We start from the raw sequence: 18371 nt of genomic DNA, 5'->3' as shown, positions 1-18371 counted from the left end.
AAGGTAGGGAAAAAGGGAAATCGAAGATAGAAGGAGTAACCTATAGGTTAAACTTTTAACCTATAGGTTGGATTGTGATGTATATCACTTAGATTTTGAGGCGTAATTGAGAGGAACGTGCTGTCCGGTTGAACAGTTAAATGCCCCTTTATCAGCCTTGCCGAACGTGGTTATCAGCAAGTATTCAGCAATGGGTTTGCCTATTCGCTCGTTGTTCTCTTTTGCACTGACCAGGCTAGTGATATCAGTAAGTGGAATTTCACGTTCTCTCGCTACCCAATTAGCATCTCGGCCGGAATTCACTTTGCCAACCCACCAACGGTCTGATTGATCAGTAACGGTTTTAGGCACTTCCTGTGCTTTCTGGAACAAGGTATGAATGACTAAGCCAAACTGACGGCCGCCGCGAAGTAGTTCACCGGCTTTGCCTCGAAGTTTGCCGGACGCTTCCACACAAGAAGCCAGCTCTTCAATGACGGTGTGCAGCTCCGCCGCCTTACCATTACCAACCGACCACACCACCGCACTGAAGAACTCAAGTTCATCCTCACAAGCGCCCATAGCTGGTATGTAGGCCAGCTTAAACGGCTTACCGGTACGCCTTGCAATAACCAAGGCTTTGACAAAGGCGACACGGGTTTTCACCCCGTGCACCTTCTGACCTTTAAGCATCTTGTTGGCGTAACCCTGATATGGGTCGAATATCACCACCTGCGCCCCTTTGGGGATTAAATCCATATGGTACACAGCAGAGGTTTTACCCCCGCCGGTACCAGCCAGATAAATCGTATGTTTTGCGTTAAGCGAGGCGTTAGAGTTAACCGGATTAGGCAGCTTTAGCGGCGCGGGCTTTTTCTTTGCCATCTTGCTCCCTCCGCTCTTTTTCCAGCTTCTCAGCCTTTAAGGTTTTAAGGCTATTGCGTGAGACATACACCAAACCAAGCACTGCAAGGATTAGCGTTGCCTCTTCGACATAATCCCCCATCCAACCGGCCACAACGCCGCCGTGTTTATTAAGCACCGGTAAAGCCGCGCCTATCACTTCCTGTTTGCCTTTCTCATCAAACTCAAAATCTACGCCAGACACGATTGAGGTCGCCTTTTCGGAGATCATAAATACGACACCCAAAAGGGCACTTAATGACTCCGTGTTATCGGGTTTCGGTTCGGTTGCGCTCTGGTTGGATTCGGTTAACGCTTCGGTTTTCTCTTCCTGCTCAAGCTGAGAAATGACGGCGCCAAAATCGCCCCAATCATCTTGCGCGGTTTCCAACTCGGAATCATGCGGTTGCGACATCATCACCCCCACGCTCTTCTGACTTTTTCGGCAACAGGCGGCGAGCTGCCCAAATCAATGCAAGCAGTATGACCAACCCGATAAAGACACGTTTAACCAGCGGAGAGAGTCCCGTTCTAGCCGGTTTATCCTCTTTTTGGCTTTCGGTTGGTTCAACGCTTCCAACCTTGTCAGCACTGGCTTCATGCTCAATCACAGTTTCGGTTAACGCAGCACTTTCAACCGAACCTTCTAACGCTTCGCTAACGGTTGGATTTTCATCTTCAACCGAGATTTCAACGTTAAGGGCGGTTTCAATGTACTGATTAACGCTTTTGCTGATGGAGCTGTTACCGCAGTCTGGACAGCGGTAATAAAGCAAACCAAGGTTGCGCCCGTTTTTTAGGGGCTCACCTTCAGCGATAAGCTTACCTTCACCGACCTGATGAACCGTGGCGGTTTTAGTGCAAACAGGACAAGGCACTTGCCCCCGAACGGGGTTAGTGTACTTAGACATTTTCCACCACCTCGGCTTCTTCGATGCTTTCCAGCTCATGAATGCGGGCATTCACCGTTGCGCGGTATTTACTGCGGGCTACGTTGTTTATTTTGGTGAGAGTTTCAAGCTGCTCAAACAGGTTGGTTGGCAGGCCAAAGGCTTCCAGCGACAGGTTACCGCTCATTGCAGCCCCCATCGCCTTTTGCATCAGCTTGCCTTTATCCATTCCTTTTAAGCTCTCAATCTGACTTAACACGCTGTTGGTGAGCTCGTCGCCCGCGTCCATTGCTGCTAAATCGTGTTTAAGTTCATCAATATTAAATTGTTGCATGGTGTTCCCCTGTCTCTCGACGTTAGAAGTTAATAGGTTGCCCCTGATTCACATCGTTGGCGTTGTTTAGGTCACCAAAAGCCGACCATTGGACAGCTTAATGGTGGTGTATTTATCTATCGGGACTCGCGCCCCTCGTTGTAGTGGTGCAAGCAGACATTGAACCCCTTTAACGCTCCATCCGGTCACGTCCATCAATGCTTTTTCCAAACTGGAAATATTGATTTCTGGGGTCTGGTTACACTTATTTTCAGTGCTCCAAGGTGAGCCGCTCCGCGACTCTTTAAAGCGCCCCACCTCTGATTTCTTCACTAAAGCGTAAGTTTCAGCGGCGGTTTCAATGACCTTATCCAGCCATTGGATACCAATAACCTTTTTGGTCTTCATCGTATTTGTTCAGCTTTTCCTGATAGGCCAGTTTTGCTTTACCGGCCAACTCACAAAAACCCTTCCAACGGGAGTTATCCGCATGGCTCCGAAGCTCGCCAGCTCTTCATCAAAAGCCACATCAAACTCAGAAGCGCGGCGAAGCTGACGCCACCCTACGGTTGGTGAGCCTGACTGAAAATTGCTTAACCCCAGATAGACGCCCAAGCGCGAACCGATAACGCTAAATCATCGGCGTTTGCCTCTGGCATGTAGGCGCCGTTAATGTTCTTGGAAATGTATTTGATGATGTAAGCCGTTGCGCCGCCTTTGGCAGGGTCGCAAAGCTTGGCTTTAAAGCGCGGAGAGATATCTAACTGGCCGTGCTTGTTGTACAGCTCGCCTTTATCTTCGGCAGTGGCAATCTGCTCACAGATTCTAATGAGTGCTTCTTTTGTTCAGGCAGCACATACAGGAACATGTGAGCATGAGGTGCCGTCTTTATGTGGCTCGGCCACCGTAACCCAAACCACTTGATCTCATGCTTTTTAAATGCGCCCGTGCCAGCTTCCATTGCTCCATAAGGTTTCTGTGAGCCTCTTTCACTGTGCAGCCATTCCACTTTCTGGACTGGCGATGATATTTACTTGGCAGTGTCCAAGTCAGGAAAACACCATCAAAGCCCATATCTATGCTCTTTCCTCATCACCACGGGTACGAACCACCATTCGACACGGCGGTTAGCAGGGTTAGCGGTGGTACGCTCGGCCACATCTTTAAGGCAAAATTCAGTCAGGGTTTCAGTGTTCACCACGCTCATGGATTCAAGGAACTCTTGAGCCTCACGCATTTGACGTTTAAACACAGAAAAAGAGTAAGCAGAGACATAGATGTGCTGATGCTTTTTCTTACCAACATTCCCCACAACGATTTGTGAATACTCAATGTATTGCTTGCGCAGACGCTTTAGCTTTCGGATAAGATAAGTGACATCAAAGCAGCGTTTAACCGCGCCTTCTAACACATAAATTCTATCTTCAACGGTCTTTTGCGTTAAATTGCATAACCGGCGGCTGAATAGAGTTACTGAGTAGTCTCTCAGCCATTTGAGAATAAGCATCCCATAAGGTATTTAGGTAAGCCAACCCGCACGGGTCGCCCTCAACTGACTCTTCAGGTTCAATCGCATTAATGATGCGCTCAAACTCTCCTGTCAGATATTCAGCAAACGCCTTGCAGCGTTCATCACTAACCAGAATGTCATGGTTCAAGTCATAATCTGGCATAGCATCATTCGAGACTTGAGCGAAGGGATACTTATCAATGATGTATTGGGTATGCTTTTCAGCAAATCGCTTTACGTCACCGGCAAACAGAGCCAAACCGCGCTCTGTTGCTCCGGCTCTGCGTAGCCGTGCGCTTACCTTAAAATCGATATCCCTTCCTAACGATTTTAGGTAAATGCGCGGTCATGTTGGTGATGTACTGAGAAAACGATGGGCTAACTTCAGTTTTACTAAAACGTGCAAAAGAACTCATAATGTCACCTCCATTTCTCTTACATTATTTAACACTTCTGATACTCTGTTAGTCTTTGTTTTATAGTTGGTTAGGGAGCATAAATAGTGAAATCGAAAAAACATAAACTCCACGGTAAAGAGCCACAACAAGATTGGCAGATTGAAGAATACATACAACAACAGCCACCCTCTCCAAGGTTGGGAAAGGTAATGACCGTTGCAATTCTTCCAGTTGGTGATATTGAAGAACAGATTGCTAAATTTAAACCTTATCGAACATTCAAAACCATTGGTCTGAATGAGTTCGTTAATCTCTGTGAGTACCTCGAAGAGATTGACTTCGATTGTTACAACAAAGAGTCTGAGGCTATCAACGGGTACGATGCTGTTTTTCATGTTCCTGAATACGAATTAAAGTATTACGATGAAGAATATATGGCTGAAAAAACACGTGAAATAAGAAGCATGTTTAAGAAGCCCAGTTCTGATTAAGTTCTTTTCTTAATTCTTCTACTGTTCCTGACTTCAGGAACTTGCAAACATACATTTTCATATATGGGTAAGCTCTTATTATCGAACGGGTAACGGGCTTATTCATGATTAGTTCCTTTTTTTAGTCCATGCTTTTCACGTAGCTTATCCAGCAAATACAAACGACGCTGGTTTTGGCTGGCATCGAAATTTTTCATGCCTTCCATATCTGGACACGGAGCGTGACAAGGTGAAGTGATAGGCAAATCTTCAATTGATATACCCGGATTGAAATCAACATCCATCATTTCCCCCTCAATGAACATTCACGCTTTCCCACTCTTCACGGGCTTCTTGGTACTGCTTATCGATATAAGCGCCTAAGTCTTCTAGCTTCACTAACGTAGGGCTACGCTCGGAATCACGAAGCTTGAAAGTAGGAAAAGGCAGATCACAGGCTTTCGCTTTCTGCTCTGCTGTTTTTGGAGTTATGCCAAGAAATTCTTGGCTGATTTGCTTTAGCTCTACTGTAGAGCTTTCAAATCGTGCAACTAGTGCGAATGTTGTATTCATGGGTCACCTATGCGATTCTGAACAATTAAAAGAGGTTCAAGTGTGTCTCAACTGATTTTGACCCACTATAGAACCACTTACATTCAAATGCAACACAAATGACCCACTTTGACCCATAGGTGAACCTCTATGTCTGAAGTAAATGATAAAATTGAAGAGTTAAAAAAAATAACTAAAACCAGCAAAAACACAGAGTTAGCCAGAGTTTTAGGCATATCACCTTCAACTATTCAAACTTGGAAAAAAAGAGACAAAATTCCAAATGATATTTTTCTGAAAGCAAAAGAGATCGCAGAGACTGGCTCTGTCTTGCCTCGCGGATACTTAGAGTTGAAATTTTTTGATATCGAAGTAAGCGCAGGTAATGGAGCATTGGTGGAGAAAGAAGAAGAATCACAAGCAATGGTTTTTAGTGAAAAGTTTCTTCGCCAAGATTTAGGTTATAACCCAAATAATATTTTTTTGATGCCAGTAAGAGGCGACAGCATGACGCCTACTCTAAAAAATCAAAGTATTGTAATGGTTAATCGAGTTGATGGTTTCTCTACCGACGGAGTCTATGTCTTTAGGTACGATGGTCGTTTAATGGTTAAACGCCTCCAATTTCTGCCAAATGGAATCAAAGTTGTTAGTGATAATGACGCTTATGAACCATGGGAGCTAAGCAAGAATGATGTGCAAAGCGCAGACTTCGAGATTATTGGAGAGGTTGTTTGGTCAGGGCAGAGAATGTAATGAAATTAAGCCATTCAGCATTAAAAAGAAGCAATCTAGCCGCACAAATTTACTTCTATTTATCTACTGGATTTATAATCGCAGTTTGTATCTACTTTATTTATCTTTTTAATAATTCTGAAAAAAAGCTAGATTTCTCTTTCATATTTAGCTTAATGAGTCTCTCCGTAGCTTCTATTGCGCTTATCACATCTAGCTTCTTCCAAGTCAACAAAAGCAAAGCTGAGGTAGCACATACATTTAGCAAAAATGCAGATCAGTCTGTTAGTTTGATAATCCACAATACTTCCCAGCAAGATTTAAATATTCACACTATCTACTTTCATCAATGGTTTCTACATGAATCCATAAGAGAATTAGTGACGATTAAATCGAATGAATACATCGAAATAGCTTTAACCAAGCACCAAGCAAGTAATTACAAAATTAGCCACAACCTAGTCTTAACCACAACTATAAAAAAAATCAACAGCAAGTACTTTAAACAAGAGTTAGGTTCGGGAGGAGAAGAAATTGCTAAAATATTAAATCAATAACATCAGTAGCGAGAATGTAAAATTTAAAGTAGTACTCACATAGTACGGATGACTCACACGTACACCTAGTTATAGCTTAAAAGTGAGTCCAATCGAGCATGGGTGCTATGGAAAATCGGGAGGATGGGTGCATAAGTGATAACCTTGATATAAAACAGTATTAAACCGACCTTTCTGCTTCGGAAACAGGATCCCGGCAGCTTTACAGGCGCGCATTGTAATCGATCTTGTTGCTATCAGGTAGAAAAGTTGCCTGCCCGGTAGAGAAATCATTTAGCAAAATGAGATAAATTGCATGATTAACTTGATCAGATATAGAGTTTTATCTTAGGGTTATGTATCACATCAAGCTATAATGTTTGGTTATAAATAGTGTATTATTAAGTTAGTCCATGTATTCGGGGGATCGATTTGGATCAGGCTCTACTTGAACATGTCTCAGGTATTTGTGAATCTCGGGGAGTGAGGTTTACTCCTCAACGTAAACGAGTTTTCGAACTTATCTGCGGCAACAAAGGTGCATCCAGTGCCTACGATCTGCTTGAGCAACTTAAAGAGAGTGAACCTCAGGCAAAGCCCCCTACGATTTATCGTGCTCTGGATTTTCTGCTAGAACAAGGATTCATCCATAAGGTTGAATCAAATAACAGTTTTATCTCTTGCTGCCTGTGCGGGCAAAACAAGCACTACTCGCAACTGCTTATTTGTGACCAGTGCGGTTCCGTCATTGAGCAACAAGATGATAGTCTGATGGCTTTGCTGGCTAGTAATGCTGAACAGCACGGTTTTCATATAACAGATCATGTCATTGAAACGCACGGAACCTGTAAGTCCTGCCTTTCAAGCATGAAGAATTAAGATAGAAAGAGTGTTATGCGCGCGGAATTTGTAAACCCGTTTTTAGCTTCGTTAATGAATGTTCTAAAAACTATGGCTTCTCTAGAACTGAAGCCTCAAAAGCCAAGAGTTAAAAAAGATGAAATTGCTCGCGGTGATGTATCCGGATTGATTGGTATGGTTGGCGATCAATCTAAAGGCTCTATGTCTATCACCTTTGATGAAGGTCTCGCACTAGAGATTATGCAGAACATGCTGGGTGAGCGACCAAACGGCATTAACGAAGAAGTGACCGATATGGTTGGTGAAATCACCAATATGGTTACCGGTGGTGCTAAGCGTATTTTGTCTGACAGCGGCTTTGAGTTTGATATGGCAACACCAATTGTTGTATCCGGTAAAGGCCACACCATTCGCCACAAGTGTGAAGGTGCCATTATTATCATGCCATTTACCTCTGAGTGGGGTAACGCCTTTATTGAAATCTGCTTCGAGTGATTTTTCACTCCCGCAAAGACTAAAAAAGCTGATGTTTCCATCAGCTTTTTTCATTTCTGGTTTAGTTAAAAACCAATTACGCTTTGAACGCTTTAAATGCGTTGATCAAACCATTTGTTGAGCTGTCGTGAGTGTCTACCGGAGACTCATCAGCCAGTTCAGGCAGGATTTGGTTCGCAAGTTGCTTACCAAGCTCTACACCCCACTGATCAAAACTGAAGATGTTCCAGATAATGCCCTGAACAAAGATCTTATGCTCATACATTGCAACCAGGTTACCAAGTACTCTCGGAGTAACCTTCTTAACCAGAATTGAGTTAGTCGGGCGGTTACCTTCAAACACTTTAAACGCCACCAGATCTTTTACTTCTTCAGCGCTCTTACCTGCCGCAGCAAATTCAGCTTCTACCTGCTCTTTTGTCTTACCAAAGGCCAGAGCTTCAGTCTGGGCAAAGAAGTTAGACATCAGTTTCTGATGGTGGTCACCTGCCGGGTTATGGCTAAGTGCCGGAGCAATAAAGTCACAAGGGATCAACTTAGTTCCCTGATGGATCAATTGGTAGAAAGCGTGCTGACCATTGGTTCCCGGCTCACCCCAGATGATAGGGCCAGTCTGGTAAGAAACCTCTTCACCGTTGCGATCCACATACTTACCATTTGATTCCATGTTGCCTTGCTGGAAGTAAGCCGCAAAACGGTGCATGTACTGGTCATAAGGAAGAATCGCTTCAGACTCAGCACCGTGGAAGTTGTTATACCAAAGGCCGATCAATGCAAGAATGACCGGAATATTTTCTTCAAACGGAGTCTCCACAAAGTGGTTATCCATATCGTGAGCACCGGCTAGCAGCTCAATATAGTTGTCATAACCTACGCATAGAGCGATAGACAGACCGATAGCAGACCATAGAGAGTAACGGCCGCCAACCCAGTCCCAAAACTCAAACATGTTATCAGTGTCGATGCCGAACTCAGAAACAGACTTAGCATTGGTAGAAAGGGCAGCAAAGTGCTTAGCAACATGAGCTTCATCACCAGCCTGAGCAAGGAACCAGTCACGTGCTGAGTGGGCGTTGGTCATGGTCTCTTGTGTGGTGAAGGTTTTTGAAGCGATCAGGAACAGAGTAGTTTCAGGATCCACTTTCTTCAGTGTTTCTACAATGTGAGTACCATCAACGTTAGAAACGAAATGCATGTTCAGATGGTTTTTATATGGTGCTAATGCTTCTGTCACCATGTATGGGCCAAGATCCGAACCACCGATGCCGATATTCACCACATCTGTGATGGCTTTACCTGTGTAGCCTTTCCAGTCACCTGAGATAACACGATCAGTGAAAGACTTCATCTTTTCCAGTACCGCATTAACTGCCGGCATCACATCTTGTCCGTCTACCATTACCGGCTTGTTGCTACGGTTACGAAGAGCAGTATGAAGAACGGCACGTCCCTCAGTCTTGTTGATCGCTTCACCGCTGAACATAGCGTCGATAGCAGCTTTTAGTTCAGTCTCTTCAGCCAGAGCAAAAAGCTTGGTCATGGTCTCTTGATCAACTAAGTTCTTTGAATAGTCGACTAAAATGTCTGAGCCGAACTGAGTTGAGAAGTTGTCAAAACGTGCTTCATCTTTAGCAAACAGCGTTTTAAGATCCATATCCTGAGCTGACTCAAAATGAGCCGTCAGTGCTTTCCAAGCCTGTGTATGTGTTGGATTGATGTTTTTCAACATGGTGATTATCCCGATGTTAAGTAGGTTTTATTCAACTAAGCCTAGGTTATTTTTGACTTAGTGAACCCCCGATTTAGCAAAATAGCGTGATTTAACTCATTATTATCACAATAGAACAATGGCAAATCGTTGTTATAAATTTTCAGTCTGAGATTATGGCTTAACTCAGAATAGTTATTATTGAGTTATATCAGGTAAGCTCTGAATCAACGATAACGATTGGTAAACAATACTATCTAATAGACTTAAAGCCAAATTAATCGAGAGAAACATCATTATGTGGACGCAAAAAATAATTCAGCTAAAGCCAAGAGAACGGGGCTTTCATTTGATTTCTGATGAAATTGAACAACATATTCCGGAAATAACTAACCTTTCTATCGGCACCGTCCATCTGTTTATACAACACACTTCTGCCAGCTTAACCTTAAATGAAAATGCCGATCCTACCGTGCGCAATGATATGGAGAGTCATTTCAATCGCTTTGTGCCTGAGAACGCCCCCTACTACCTGCACACCTACGAAGGACAGGATGATATGCCGGCACATATAAAAGCCTCTATTCTGGGTAGCAGTGTGACCATTCCAATTTCAGCAGGAAGGCTGGCATTAGGAACATGGCAGGGTATTTATCTGGGAGAGCACAGAAACCACGGTGGTTCACGAAGAGTTGTCGCCACAATTAATGGTAAATAAACTGCGTAATGGTAAGTATACTGCACAGCACTTTTTCTATTTGGCCGAAAACAGAACAGGAACCCAACTGGGTTCCTGTTTTTTGTTTTAGCTCTTATGGGAGAGATATTTCATTTCCACTCTGGATGTCAGCTTAGTTACCAGTTCATAACCAATTGTGCCTATATGGCTGGCGACGACTTCTGCCGGTAGCTCCTTACCCCACAGAATAGCCTCATCTCCGACTTTATCTGTAGCATCAATACCGAGATCAACTGTCAACATATCCATGGAAACACGGCCGGACAGTGGCACTATTCTGCCATTTACCCAGACCGGCGTACCATTCGGCGCCATTCTCGGGTAACCATCGCCATAACCGACAGCAATCACACCAACTTTGGTATCTTTTTCACAAGTCCAGACACCGCCATATCCGACCTTTTCACCGGCTTTCACTTCCCTTACCGCGATCAGGCAAGATTTAAGGGTCATCACAGCAGAGTAGCCCAGTTCTTTGGCCGGCTTATCATTAAACGGAGATACACCATAAAGGATAATTCCCGGGCGGTTCCACTCTAATCGGCTTTCCGGCCAGGCAAGAATACCGGCCGAGGCAGCTAGTGAGCGCTCACCTTCACACTCTTTCGTCAGGGATAAAAACAGTTCGATCTGATCGGGAGTCACCGGATTATCTAAGTCATCAGCACAGGCGAAGTGACTCATCACATTGACAGGTTTAATCACGTTTTTACATTGATTTAGTCGCTGCAAAAACATCTGGTACTCTTCCGGCTTGATACCAAGGCGGTGCATTCCGGTATCCACCTTCAGCCATACCTTAACAGGTGAATCCAGCTCGGCTTTTTCCAGTGCTTCCAGCTGTTCAATATTGTGCACTGTGGTATGCAGGTTATTAGCCGACAATATGTGCAGGTCTTCAGCAAAGTAGAAACCTTCCAGCAGGATAACAGGCTTTACTATTCCGGCCGCTTTTAATTGCAACGCCTCTTCAATACGCGCAACACCAAAGGCATCAGCAGATTTGATGCTGTTAGCTATATTTAGTATGCCGTGCCCGTATGCATTAGCCTTAATAATGGCAATCAGCTTACTGTCAGGCGCCTGCGCGGCAATTTTATGAAAGTTAGACTTAAGTGCATCGAGATCGATACAGGCTGTTGCTGCTTTAATATTGCTCATCGAATATCCTTATTCGTCGTCAAATGCAGGTCCCGCATAGTTATCGAAACGGGAGAACTGCCCCTGGAAGGTTAAGCGAACTGAACCGATCGGGCCGTTACGCTGTTTACCTATAATGATTTCTGCAATTCCTTTTAGCGTGCTATCCGGGTGATAAACCTCATCACGATAAATAAACATAATAAGGTCGGCATCCTGCTCGATCGATCCCGATTCACGCAAATCTGAGTTAACTGGTCGTTTATCTGCCCGTTGCTCCAATGAACGGTTAAGCTGAGAAAGTGCCACTACCGGAACATTCAACTCTTTAGCCAGAGCTTTAAGGGAGCGGGATATCTCGGCAATTTCCAGCGTACGGTTATCAGACAGCGACGGAACCCTCATTAGCTGAAGGTAGTCGACCATGATCATGCTGATACCACCGTGTTCACGGGCCACACGTCTTGCCCTTGAGCGCAATTCTGTCGGAGTAAGGCCGGAACTGTCGTCTATCATCATGTTCTTCTTCTCCATGAGAATACCCATGGTAGAAGAGATTCGGGCCCAGTCTTCATCATCCAGCTGACCGGTACGGATCTTGGTTTGATCAACCCGCGACAAGGATGCCAGCATACGCATCATCAGCTGTTCCGAGGGCATCTCAAGTGAGAAAATAAGCACCGGCTTATCCTGCGCCATGGCAGCATTTTCACACAAGTTCATGGCAAAGGTGGTTTTACCCATGGAAGGACGGGCAGCAACAATAACCAGATCCGAGCCTTGCAAACCGGCCGTCTTCTTATTCAGATCAGAGAAGCCTGTATCCAGTCCTGTTACACCATCCTGAGGCGACTTATACAGGATTTCAATCCGCTCAAGGGTTTTCTCCAGAATCGAATCAACACTTTGCGGGCCTTCATTTTCACTGGTTCGCTCTTCAGCAATGGCAAAAACTTTTGTTTCTGCCAGATCAAGAAGATCTTCCGAGGTTCTGCCCTGAGGATCATAACCGGCATCAGCAATTTCATTTGCAACGCCAATCAGGTTGCGGACCAGTGCCCGCTCTGCAACAATTTCAGCATAAGCGTTAATGTTGGCAGCCGTTGGTGTGTTCTTAGCTAAATCCGCCAGATAAGCAAAGCCACCAACATCTTCAAGCTGTTCTCTTTGCTCGAGAAACTCTGACAGAGTAATCAAATCCAGCGGTTCACTGTTCTCCAGAATGGATTTTACCGCTTCAAAAATATGGCGGTGAGGCCGGCTGTAAAAGTCTTTGGCGACCACCTTTTCAGCAACCGTATCCCAGCGCTCGTTGTCCAATAACAAACCACCAATAACTGACTGCTCCGCTTCCAGTGAATGCGGAGGAACCTTGATAGCATCAATCTGAGCATCATTTTTTGATTTGTTTTGCACTTCGGCCATGGGACTACTCTGTTACTCGTTATAGCCGGACATTATAACGGCATTCGCTTCAATTAAAACAGAACCATAGCGAAACATTAGAGGAGAAAAAATAAAAAGTAAGATCTGAAAAAAGGCTAGAGACGGAATATCAGTGATATGGATTCAAAAGCGGATAATCGGGCAGATAAAAAAACACCAGCCAAGCGGCTGGTGTTTTTAATTTCGTTCTGATACTGAATTACTCAGCAGCAACAACTTCTAGTTTGATAGTAGCAAATACTTCAGAGTGAAGCTGGATGCTGATTTCAAACTCACCAGTGTTACGTAGAGCACCTTCAGGCAGGCGAACTTCGCTCTTAGCAACTTCAACGCCAGCAGCAGTTACTGCGTCAGCGATGTCACGAGTACCGATAGAACCGAATAGTTTACCTTCGTCACCAGCTTTAGAAGCGATAACGATAGCTTCAAGAGCTTCAACTTTCTCTGCACGAGCTTGTGCAGCAGACAGTTGCTCAGCAACTTTAGCTTCTAGTTCAGCACGACGAGCTTCGAACATTTCAACGTTAGCTTTAGTAGCCATTACTGCCTTATTCTGAGGGATAAGGAAGTTACGAGCGTAACCAGATTTAACGTTTACAGTGTCACCAAGACCACCCAGGTTACCGATTTTATCAAGTAGAATAACTTGCATTGTTTAATCCTCTCTCTTAATAAAACGTGCGATTACTGATGCTTATCAGTGTAAGGCAGTAGTGCTAGGTAACGAGCACGCTTGATAGCGCGAGCTAGTTGACGCTGATATTTAGCGCTTGTACCAGTGATACGGCTAGGTACGATTTTACCAGCTTCTGTGATGTAGTTTTTAAGAGTTGCTACGTCTTTGTAATCAATCTCTTGTACGCCTTCTGCAGTGAAACGGCAGAATTTACGACGACGGAAGAAACGAGCCATGGGCTATCTCCTAATCTTCAAATTTGAGTTAAGTTGGTGAGTCGTTTAAATGACAAAAGTCAGATAAATTACTCAGCTGCTTCTGGCTTAGCTTCAGGCTTAGCTTCTGAACGCTCTTCACGACGAGGAGCACGCTCTGCACGCTCTTCTTTCTGCTTAAGCATAATAGATTGTTCAGTTACAGCAGTTTTAGTACGCATGATCATGTTACGAAGAACTGCATCGTTAAAACGGAAAGCAGTCTCTAGCTCATCAATCACAGCTTGGTCAGCTTCAACGTTCATAAGAACGTAGTGTGCTTTGTGAAGCTTGTTGATTGGGTAAGCCATTTGACGACGACCCCAGTCTTCCAGACGGTGTACAGTACCGCCAGCTTCTGTGATAGAACCAGTGTAACGCTCGATCATGCCAGCAACTTGCTCGCTTTGATCAGGGTGCACCATGAATACGATTTCGTAATGACGCATTGTTTGCTCCTTACGGATTAGTAGCTTCCACGAATGGCTCGGTCGTCCAGGGGAAGCAAGGAACTAAAGTAAATGACCGAGAATTAAGGACGGCAAATAGTATAGAAATTCAGCGCTGGTAGCAAGCGATTTTTGCCTGATTCAGACAGATAAAACCGCAGACAAACTCTGCCCTTACGGGCAGAGTGAATTAAGAAGAGAAATCAGGGATAGCGCTTACAGGTTACGTTGACGAACGGCCTCAAACAGACAGATGCCACTGGCTACTGAAACGTTCAGGCTGGAGACACTTCCTGCCATAGGAATCTTAATCAGATCATCACAGGTTTCACGGGTAAGACGGCGCATGCCGTCCCCTTCAGCACCCATCACAATAGCCAATGAGCCCTTCAGTTTAGCCTGATAGATATCGTGAGTTGCCTCACCGGCAGTACCCACAATCCATACTCCCTGCTCCTGCATCATACGCATAGTACGAGCCAGATTGGTCACACGAATTAGCGGCACGGTTTCCGCTGCACCGCAGGCAACTTTGCTCACTGTCGCACTAAGTGGAGCCGACTTATCTTTCGGTACAATAACGGCTGCAACACCTGCTGCATCGGCATTTCGCAGACAGGCACCAAGGTTATGAGGGTCCGTTACACCATCCAGTATCAGAAACAGCGGTTGCTCGCTCTGAGTCAGAATGGTATCCAGATCATTTTCATTTAAGGTTTTAGCCGGTTTTACTTTGGCAATAATGCCCTGATGATTGGCGCCTCTGGCTTTATCATCCAGTGCCTTTCGACCCATCTGCTGGATAGAAACCCCAAAATTCTGCAATTGATTCAGCAGAGGCATCAGACGATCGTCCTGACGGCCTTTCAGCACAAAAGCTTCTATAAAACGGGCCGGATCTTTTTCAAGTACAGCTTTTACTGCGTGTATTCCGTAAATAAATTCGTTACTCATTATTCAACTCTATTTAGATGCTTTTTTCTTTCCATGAGCTTTACTCTTTTTCGCTCTGGACTTTTTCTTACGGGCTTTCTCTGCCTTGGTTTTCTTACGGGTTCGTTTCCCTTCCTGCTCATCAGATGTCCCGTCAGGCCTTTTAGTCGGCTCAACCAGAGCTTTAGCAGGGCGACCCGCTCTTTGCGATTTCGCAGCGGCTTTCTTTTTCGACATCGCTTTTTTCTCAGCAGATGCAGCTCGCTTCTTCGCCGTTTTTCCTTTGCCGCGTAGCTTACGACTTGTTTCGATAATTTCAAAGTCAATTTGCCGATCATCGAGGTTAACGGAGAGTACTTTCACTTTTACACAGTCGCCAAGGCGGTAGATCTGACCGGAACTTTCACCAATCAGCTTTTGGCCGATGGCATCATACTGGTAATAGTCATTAGCCAGTGTTGAGATATGCACCAGACCATCAATATGAAGCTCCGACAAACGGACAAAGAAGCCAAAACCAGTAACATTGGCAATAACACCTTCAAGCTCTTCGCCGACATGATCCTGCATATATTCGCACTTCAGCCAGTCTGACACTTCGCGGGTTGCATCGTCGGCGCGGCGCTCTGTCATCGAGCACTGCTCACCATAGAAATCCATATCATCAAAGGCGTAGTGATAACCACCGGTTGGTGTCCAGCGATCTTTGTTACGACCTTCATTTTTAGCGATCAGATATTTGATTGCCCGGTGAAGAAGTAAGTCAGGATAACGGCGTATAGGCGAAGTAAAGTGAGCATATCTCTTTAACGCCAGACCGAAGTGACCGGCATTATCGGCATTGTAAACCGCCTGCTTCATTGAGCGCAGCAGCATGGTCTGGATAAGCTCTTTATCGGGGCGTTCACTGATCATTTTCATCAGGTCAGCATAATCCGTCGGTGACGGTTCCAGCCCGCCTTGCAAGCTTAAGCCCAGTTCACTCAGGAAGTCTTTAAAGCCGGTAAGTCTCTCTTCTCCCGGCGATTCATGGATACGGAACAGAGCCGGTTCTTTCAGCTTTTCAACTAGTGAAGCAGACGCGATATTAGCCAGAATCATACACTCTTCAATCAGCTTATGAGCATCATTCCTGATCACAGGTTCAATACGGTCGATCTTACGATCTGCGTTGAAAATAAACTTAGTCTCTACCGTCTCAAACTCAATGGCACCGCGGTGGTCTCTGGCCTTTTTCAACACTTTATACATGTTGTGCAGCTCTTCCACGTGAGGAACAATGGCAGAATAACGCTCTCTCAGCTCCTCATCGCCATTTAGCATTGCATCAACCTTGGTATAGGTTAAACGGGCATGAGAGTTCATCACCGCTTCGTAATGTTTGTAACCTGATAGTTTGCCAGTGGCAGAGACCGTCATCTCACACACCATACACAAACGATCAACCTGCGGGTTAAGTGAGCAGAGACCATTAGAAAGCACTTCCGGCAGCATAGGTACAACCTGAGACGGGAAATAAACCGAGTTACCACGGTTAATGGCCTCTTTATCCAGTGCGGTATCCGGACGAACGTAGTAGCTCACATCGGCAATCGCCACCCACAGACGCCAGCCGCCGCTGCTTTTCTTCTCACAATAGACAGCATCGTCAAAATCGCGGGCATCTTCTCCGTCAATAGTGACTAACGGAAGATCTCTTAAATCCACTCTTCCTTCTTTTGCTTGTTCAGGAACCTCATCTCCGAGGTTTTTAATCTGTTCTTCTACCTCTGGCGGCCACTCATTTGGGATCTGGTGAGTACGGATTGCAATTTGCGTTTCCATACCGGGAGCCATGTTCTCTCCCAGCACTTCAACCACTTTACCTGTCATTCCACGGGCACGGCTGCCGCGATCGGTAATCTCAATCACCACCACGTTGCCCATACGGGCACCCAGCTTCTCGTTTTCAGGAATCAATATATCCTGACTGATGCGGGAGTCGTCTGGTACTACATAGGCATAACCCTGATCCATAAAGAAACGGCCGACAATCTGGGTTTTTCGCTCTTCCAGAACCCTGACCAGCCTGCCCTCTTTACGGCCCCGCTTATCTTTTCCGGTCGGTTGAACTAATACGTAGTCACCATGAATAATTGTTCGCATCTGGTGATGAGGAAGCAGGACATCTTTATCTTTACCGACACTGCCTTCCGGACGAACCCAGCCGTGACCATCTTTGTGACCGATAATATAGCCTTTAATCATCTCAAGCTTATCGGGTAAGGCGTAGCACTGGCGACGGGTAAATACCAGTTGTCCGTCCCGCTCCATGGCTCTTAACCGGCGGCGCAGTCCTTCATACTGATCTTCACCTGACAGCCCTAATACGGCAAACAGATCGTTGCGGTTCATTGGCACATTCGCTTCCGCCAGATAATCCAGAATAAATTCTCTGCTCGGAATCGGATTTTCATAGTTATCAGCTTCACGTGCGGCAAATTGATCTACGGGTGTTTTTTCTGACATAAGCAAACCTGCTTTAAAGGGAGGGTTATAGTAATAAGTATATAGAAGATTCTGTATAAGCTACAGAAATGCTTAATAATTCTCTCTGAAACTAAAACGCCCTGAAATCATTCAGGGCGCATCGGCTATGAAGTCAGAGATTAATTCATTTTTTACCAGAACACATCGCGACGTTTCGCTCTGGCAATAATGTTCTCCGGCATTCTGGTCGCAAGGCCGTCGCGCAGCACAGCAATACGCTTATGAACACGTTTATCTGAAGTTACAGAGTTGTATAGCCAGCGATAAGCATCTTCATAATCCAGCGGGCTGCCGTAATCTCTCAGTAACAGCTCTGCAAGGTGAATACGCGCCTTTACATTACCCATAGCTGCGGCTTCACGAAGGTATGGAATGGCTCTCTCTTTATCCTGCTGTACCAGCGTACCACGGGAGTAATAGCGGCCTAGCTGCTCAAGAGCGGATGGCAAACCTTGTTGTGCGGCATTTTCGATGTAATACAGGCCAAGTTCTACATCCTGCTCAACACACACGCCCCATGAAAGCATGTCACCATAAAGAAATTCATACGCAGGCAGGCTGATACGTGTTGCGCGGGCAACAATATCTTCGACTAACTGACACTTGTCCGCTTTTACGCGTTCAAGGTGCTTATTATCTTCAATTAACTTAATCAGCTCAGCTTCTGTGTATATTGGCACCGGCGCCCCGATATCTGCGGTCTCAGCTTTTGCTTTAGACAGGGGGGACAAGGCCAATAAGAGAGAAGCGGCTATGATCCTTAGCTTCATACCTGCGCTCTTTCTGCATACCGTGCTTCTTTATCGGCAATGTTTCGCCTTACTTTAATGTATTGCTGACATTGCTCGGCAAAAT

Annotated in this window: 26 protein-coding genes; 6 read left to right on the top strand and 20 right to left on the bottom strand. The window is 45.2% G+C overall.

Annotated elements, in window-relative coordinates; all coding sequences use genetic code 11:
* Positions 1-84: 84 nt before the first annotated feature.
* From PK654_RS01235 to PK654_RS01195, 9 genes are all read right to left on the bottom strand, one after another.
* The gene (locus tag PK654_RS01235; protein WP_271697202.1) at positions 85-864 is read right to left on the bottom strand and encodes a hypothetical protein; all 780 of its coding nucleotides are present in this window, start codon (positions 862-864) and stop codon (positions 85-87) included.
* Positions 827-1297 (bottom strand): hypothetical protein, encoded by a 471-nt coding sequence (locus tag PK654_RS01230; RefSeq protein ID WP_271698760.1) that lies wholly within the window; start codon positions 1295-1297, stop codon positions 827-829. The genes PK654_RS01235 and PK654_RS01230 overlap by 38 nt, the downstream gene beginning before the upstream one ends.
* Complete coding sequence (locus PK654_RS01225; RefSeq protein ID WP_271697201.1) at positions 1281-1793, bottom strand: hypothetical protein; 513 nt, start codon at positions 1791-1793, stop codon at positions 1281-1283. The genes PK654_RS01230 and PK654_RS01225 overlap by 17 nt, the downstream gene beginning before the upstream one ends.
* The gene (locus PK654_RS01220; protein ID WP_271697200.1) at positions 1786-2106 is read right to left on the bottom strand and encodes a hypothetical protein; all 321 of its coding nucleotides are present in this window, start codon (positions 2104-2106) and stop codon (positions 1786-1788) included. The genes PK654_RS01225 and PK654_RS01220 overlap by 8 nt, the downstream gene beginning before the upstream one ends.
* A gap of 66 nt (positions 2107-2172) precedes the next feature.
* Positions 2173-2493, bottom strand: a complete 321-nt coding sequence (locus tag PK654_RS01215; RefSeq protein ID WP_271697198.1) for a hypothetical protein — start codon at positions 2491-2493, stop codon at positions 2173-2175.
* A gap of 185 nt (positions 2494-2678) precedes the next feature.
* Positions 2679-2870: a replication endonuclease gene (locus PK654_RS01210; RefSeq protein WP_271698758.1), complete on the bottom strand. Its 192-nt coding sequence runs from the start codon at positions 2868-2870 to the stop codon at positions 2679-2681.
* Positions 2871-2973: 103 nt separating this feature from the next.
* Positions 2974-3159, bottom strand: a complete 186-nt coding sequence (locus PK654_RS01205; RefSeq protein WP_271697196.1) for a replication endonuclease — start codon at positions 3157-3159, stop codon at positions 2974-2976.
* The gene (locus PK654_RS01200) at positions 3149-3496 is read right to left on the bottom strand and encodes a replication endonuclease (RefSeq protein WP_271697195.1); all 348 of its coding nucleotides are present in this window, start codon (positions 3494-3496) and stop codon (positions 3149-3151) included. The genes PK654_RS01205 and PK654_RS01200 overlap by 11 nt, the downstream gene beginning before the upstream one ends.
* Before the next feature lie 13 nt (positions 3497-3509).
* Positions 3510-3854 carry a hypothetical protein gene (locus PK654_RS01195; protein ID WP_271697193.1) on the bottom strand — a complete coding sequence of 115 codons (345 nt, stop codon included), beginning with the start codon at positions 3852-3854 and terminating at the stop codon, positions 3510-3512.
* A 243-nt stretch (positions 3855-4097) separates the two neighbouring features.
* Between PK654_RS01195 and PK654_RS01190 the strand changes: the two genes are divergently transcribed.
* Positions 4098-4484, top strand: a complete 387-nt coding sequence (locus tag PK654_RS01190; RefSeq protein WP_271697191.1) for a hypothetical protein — start codon at positions 4098-4100, stop codon at positions 4482-4484.
* A 98-nt stretch (positions 4485-4582) separates the two neighbouring features.
* Here PK654_RS01190 and PK654_RS01185 read toward each other — a convergent pair whose 3' ends face one another.
* Together PK654_RS01185 and PK654_RS01180 are read right to left on the bottom strand one after the other, a co-directional pair.
* Positions 4583-4771: a hypothetical protein gene (locus PK654_RS01185; protein ID WP_271697189.1), complete on the bottom strand. Its 189-nt coding sequence runs from the start codon at positions 4769-4771 to the stop codon at positions 4583-4585.
* A gap of 7 nt (positions 4772-4778) precedes the next feature.
* Positions 4779-5036, bottom strand: coding sequence for a pyocin activator PrtN family protein (locus tag PK654_RS01180; protein ID WP_271697187.1), 258 nt, complete (start codon positions 5034-5036; stop codon positions 4779-4781).
* Positions 5037-5165: 129 nt separating this feature from the next.
* On the opposite strand from PK654_RS01180, the gene PK654_RS01175 reads away from it, so the two are divergent.
* From PK654_RS01175 to PK654_RS01160, 4 genes are all read left to right on the top strand, one after another.
* Positions 5166-5771, top strand: a complete 606-nt coding sequence (locus tag PK654_RS01175) for a LexA family transcriptional regulator (protein ID WP_271697185.1) — start codon at positions 5166-5168, stop codon at positions 5769-5771.
* On the top strand, positions 5771-6307 hold the full coding sequence (locus tag PK654_RS01170; RefSeq protein WP_271697183.1) for a hypothetical protein: 537 nt from the start codon (positions 5771-5773) through the stop codon (positions 6305-6307). The genes PK654_RS01175 and PK654_RS01170 overlap by 1 nt, the downstream gene beginning before the upstream one ends.
* Positions 6308-6712: 405 nt before the next feature.
* Positions 6713-7165 carry a zinc uptake transcriptional repressor Zur gene (gene zur, locus PK654_RS01165; protein ID WP_271698756.1) on the top strand — a complete coding sequence of 151 codons (453 nt, stop codon included), beginning with the start codon at positions 6713-6715 and terminating at the stop codon, positions 7163-7165.
* 15 nt (positions 7166-7180) lie between these two features.
* The gene (locus PK654_RS01160; protein WP_171754841.1) at positions 7181-7642 is read left to right on the top strand and encodes a chemotaxis protein CheX; all 462 of its coding nucleotides are present in this window, start codon (positions 7181-7183) and stop codon (positions 7640-7642) included.
* Positions 7643-7718: 76 nt separating this feature from the next.
* On the opposite strand, the gene pgi is transcribed toward PK654_RS01160, so the two are convergent.
* Entirely contained in the window at positions 7719-9371 is a 1653-nt protein-coding gene (gene pgi / locus PK654_RS01155) for a glucose-6-phosphate isomerase (protein WP_271697182.1), read from the bottom strand.
* A 277-nt stretch (positions 9372-9648) separates the two neighbouring features.
* On the opposite strand from pgi, the gene PK654_RS01150 reads away from it, so the two are divergent.
* Positions 9649-10068: a secondary thiamine-phosphate synthase enzyme YjbQ gene (locus PK654_RS01150; RefSeq protein WP_271697181.1), complete on the top strand. Its 420-nt coding sequence runs from the start codon at positions 9649-9651 to the stop codon at positions 10066-10068.
* Between the two features lie 87 nt (positions 10069-10155).
* Here PK654_RS01150 and alr read toward each other — a convergent pair whose 3' ends face one another.
* The 8 genes from alr to motX all read right to left on the bottom strand — a co-directional run bounded on the left by alr (position 10156) and on the right by motX (position 18286).
* Entirely contained in the window at positions 10156-11250 is a 1095-nt protein-coding gene (gene alr, locus PK654_RS01145; RefSeq protein ID WP_271697180.1) for an alanine racemase, read from the bottom strand.
* A gap of 9 nt (positions 11251-11259) precedes the next feature.
* Positions 11260-12654 carry a replicative DNA helicase gene (locus tag PK654_RS01140; protein ID WP_271697179.1) on the bottom strand — a complete coding sequence of 465 codons (1395 nt, stop codon included), beginning with the start codon at positions 12652-12654 and terminating at the stop codon, positions 11260-11262.
* A 220-nt stretch (positions 12655-12874) separates the two neighbouring features.
* Positions 12875-13327 carry a 50S ribosomal protein L9 gene (gene rplI / locus PK654_RS01135; protein ID WP_271697178.1) on the bottom strand — a complete coding sequence of 151 codons (453 nt, stop codon included), beginning with the start codon at positions 13325-13327 and terminating at the stop codon, positions 12875-12877.
* Positions 13328-13359: 32 nt separating this feature from the next.
* A complete protein-coding gene (gene rpsR, locus PK654_RS01130) occupies positions 13360-13587 on the bottom strand; it encodes a 30S ribosomal protein S18 (RefSeq protein ID WP_000090471.1) in 228 nt (75 codons plus the stop codon).
* A 68-nt stretch (positions 13588-13655) separates the two neighbouring features.
* Positions 13656-14054, bottom strand: coding sequence for a 30S ribosomal protein S6 (gene rpsF, locus PK654_RS01125; RefSeq protein ID WP_271697107.1), 399 nt, complete (start codon positions 14052-14054; stop codon positions 13656-13658).
* A gap of 216 nt (positions 14055-14270) precedes the next feature.
* A complete protein-coding gene (rlmB, locus tag PK654_RS01120; RefSeq protein WP_271697106.1) occupies positions 14271-15008 on the bottom strand; it encodes a 23S rRNA (guanosine(2251)-2'-O)-methyltransferase RlmB in 738 nt (245 codons plus the stop codon).
* A gap of 9 nt (positions 15009-15017) precedes the next feature.
* Positions 15018-17495, bottom strand: coding sequence for a ribonuclease R (gene rnr, locus PK654_RS01115; RefSeq protein ID WP_271697105.1), 2478 nt, complete (start codon positions 17493-17495; stop codon positions 15018-15020).
* Between the two features lie 152 nt (positions 17496-17647).
* Positions 17648-18286, bottom strand: a complete 639-nt coding sequence (gene motX, locus PK654_RS01110; protein WP_271697103.1) for a flagellar protein MotX — start codon at positions 18284-18286, stop codon at positions 17648-17650.
* Positions 18287-18371 lie beyond the last annotated feature (85 nt).

This window comes from Vibrio sp. SCSIO 43137 (genome assembly GCF_028201475.1).
Classification (GTDB): domain Bacteria; phylum Pseudomonadota; class Gammaproteobacteria; order Enterobacterales; family Vibrionaceae; genus Vibrio.
The sequence above is the reverse complement of the archived record's forward strand: the minus strand, read 5'-3'. Positions and strand labels throughout refer to the sequence as shown.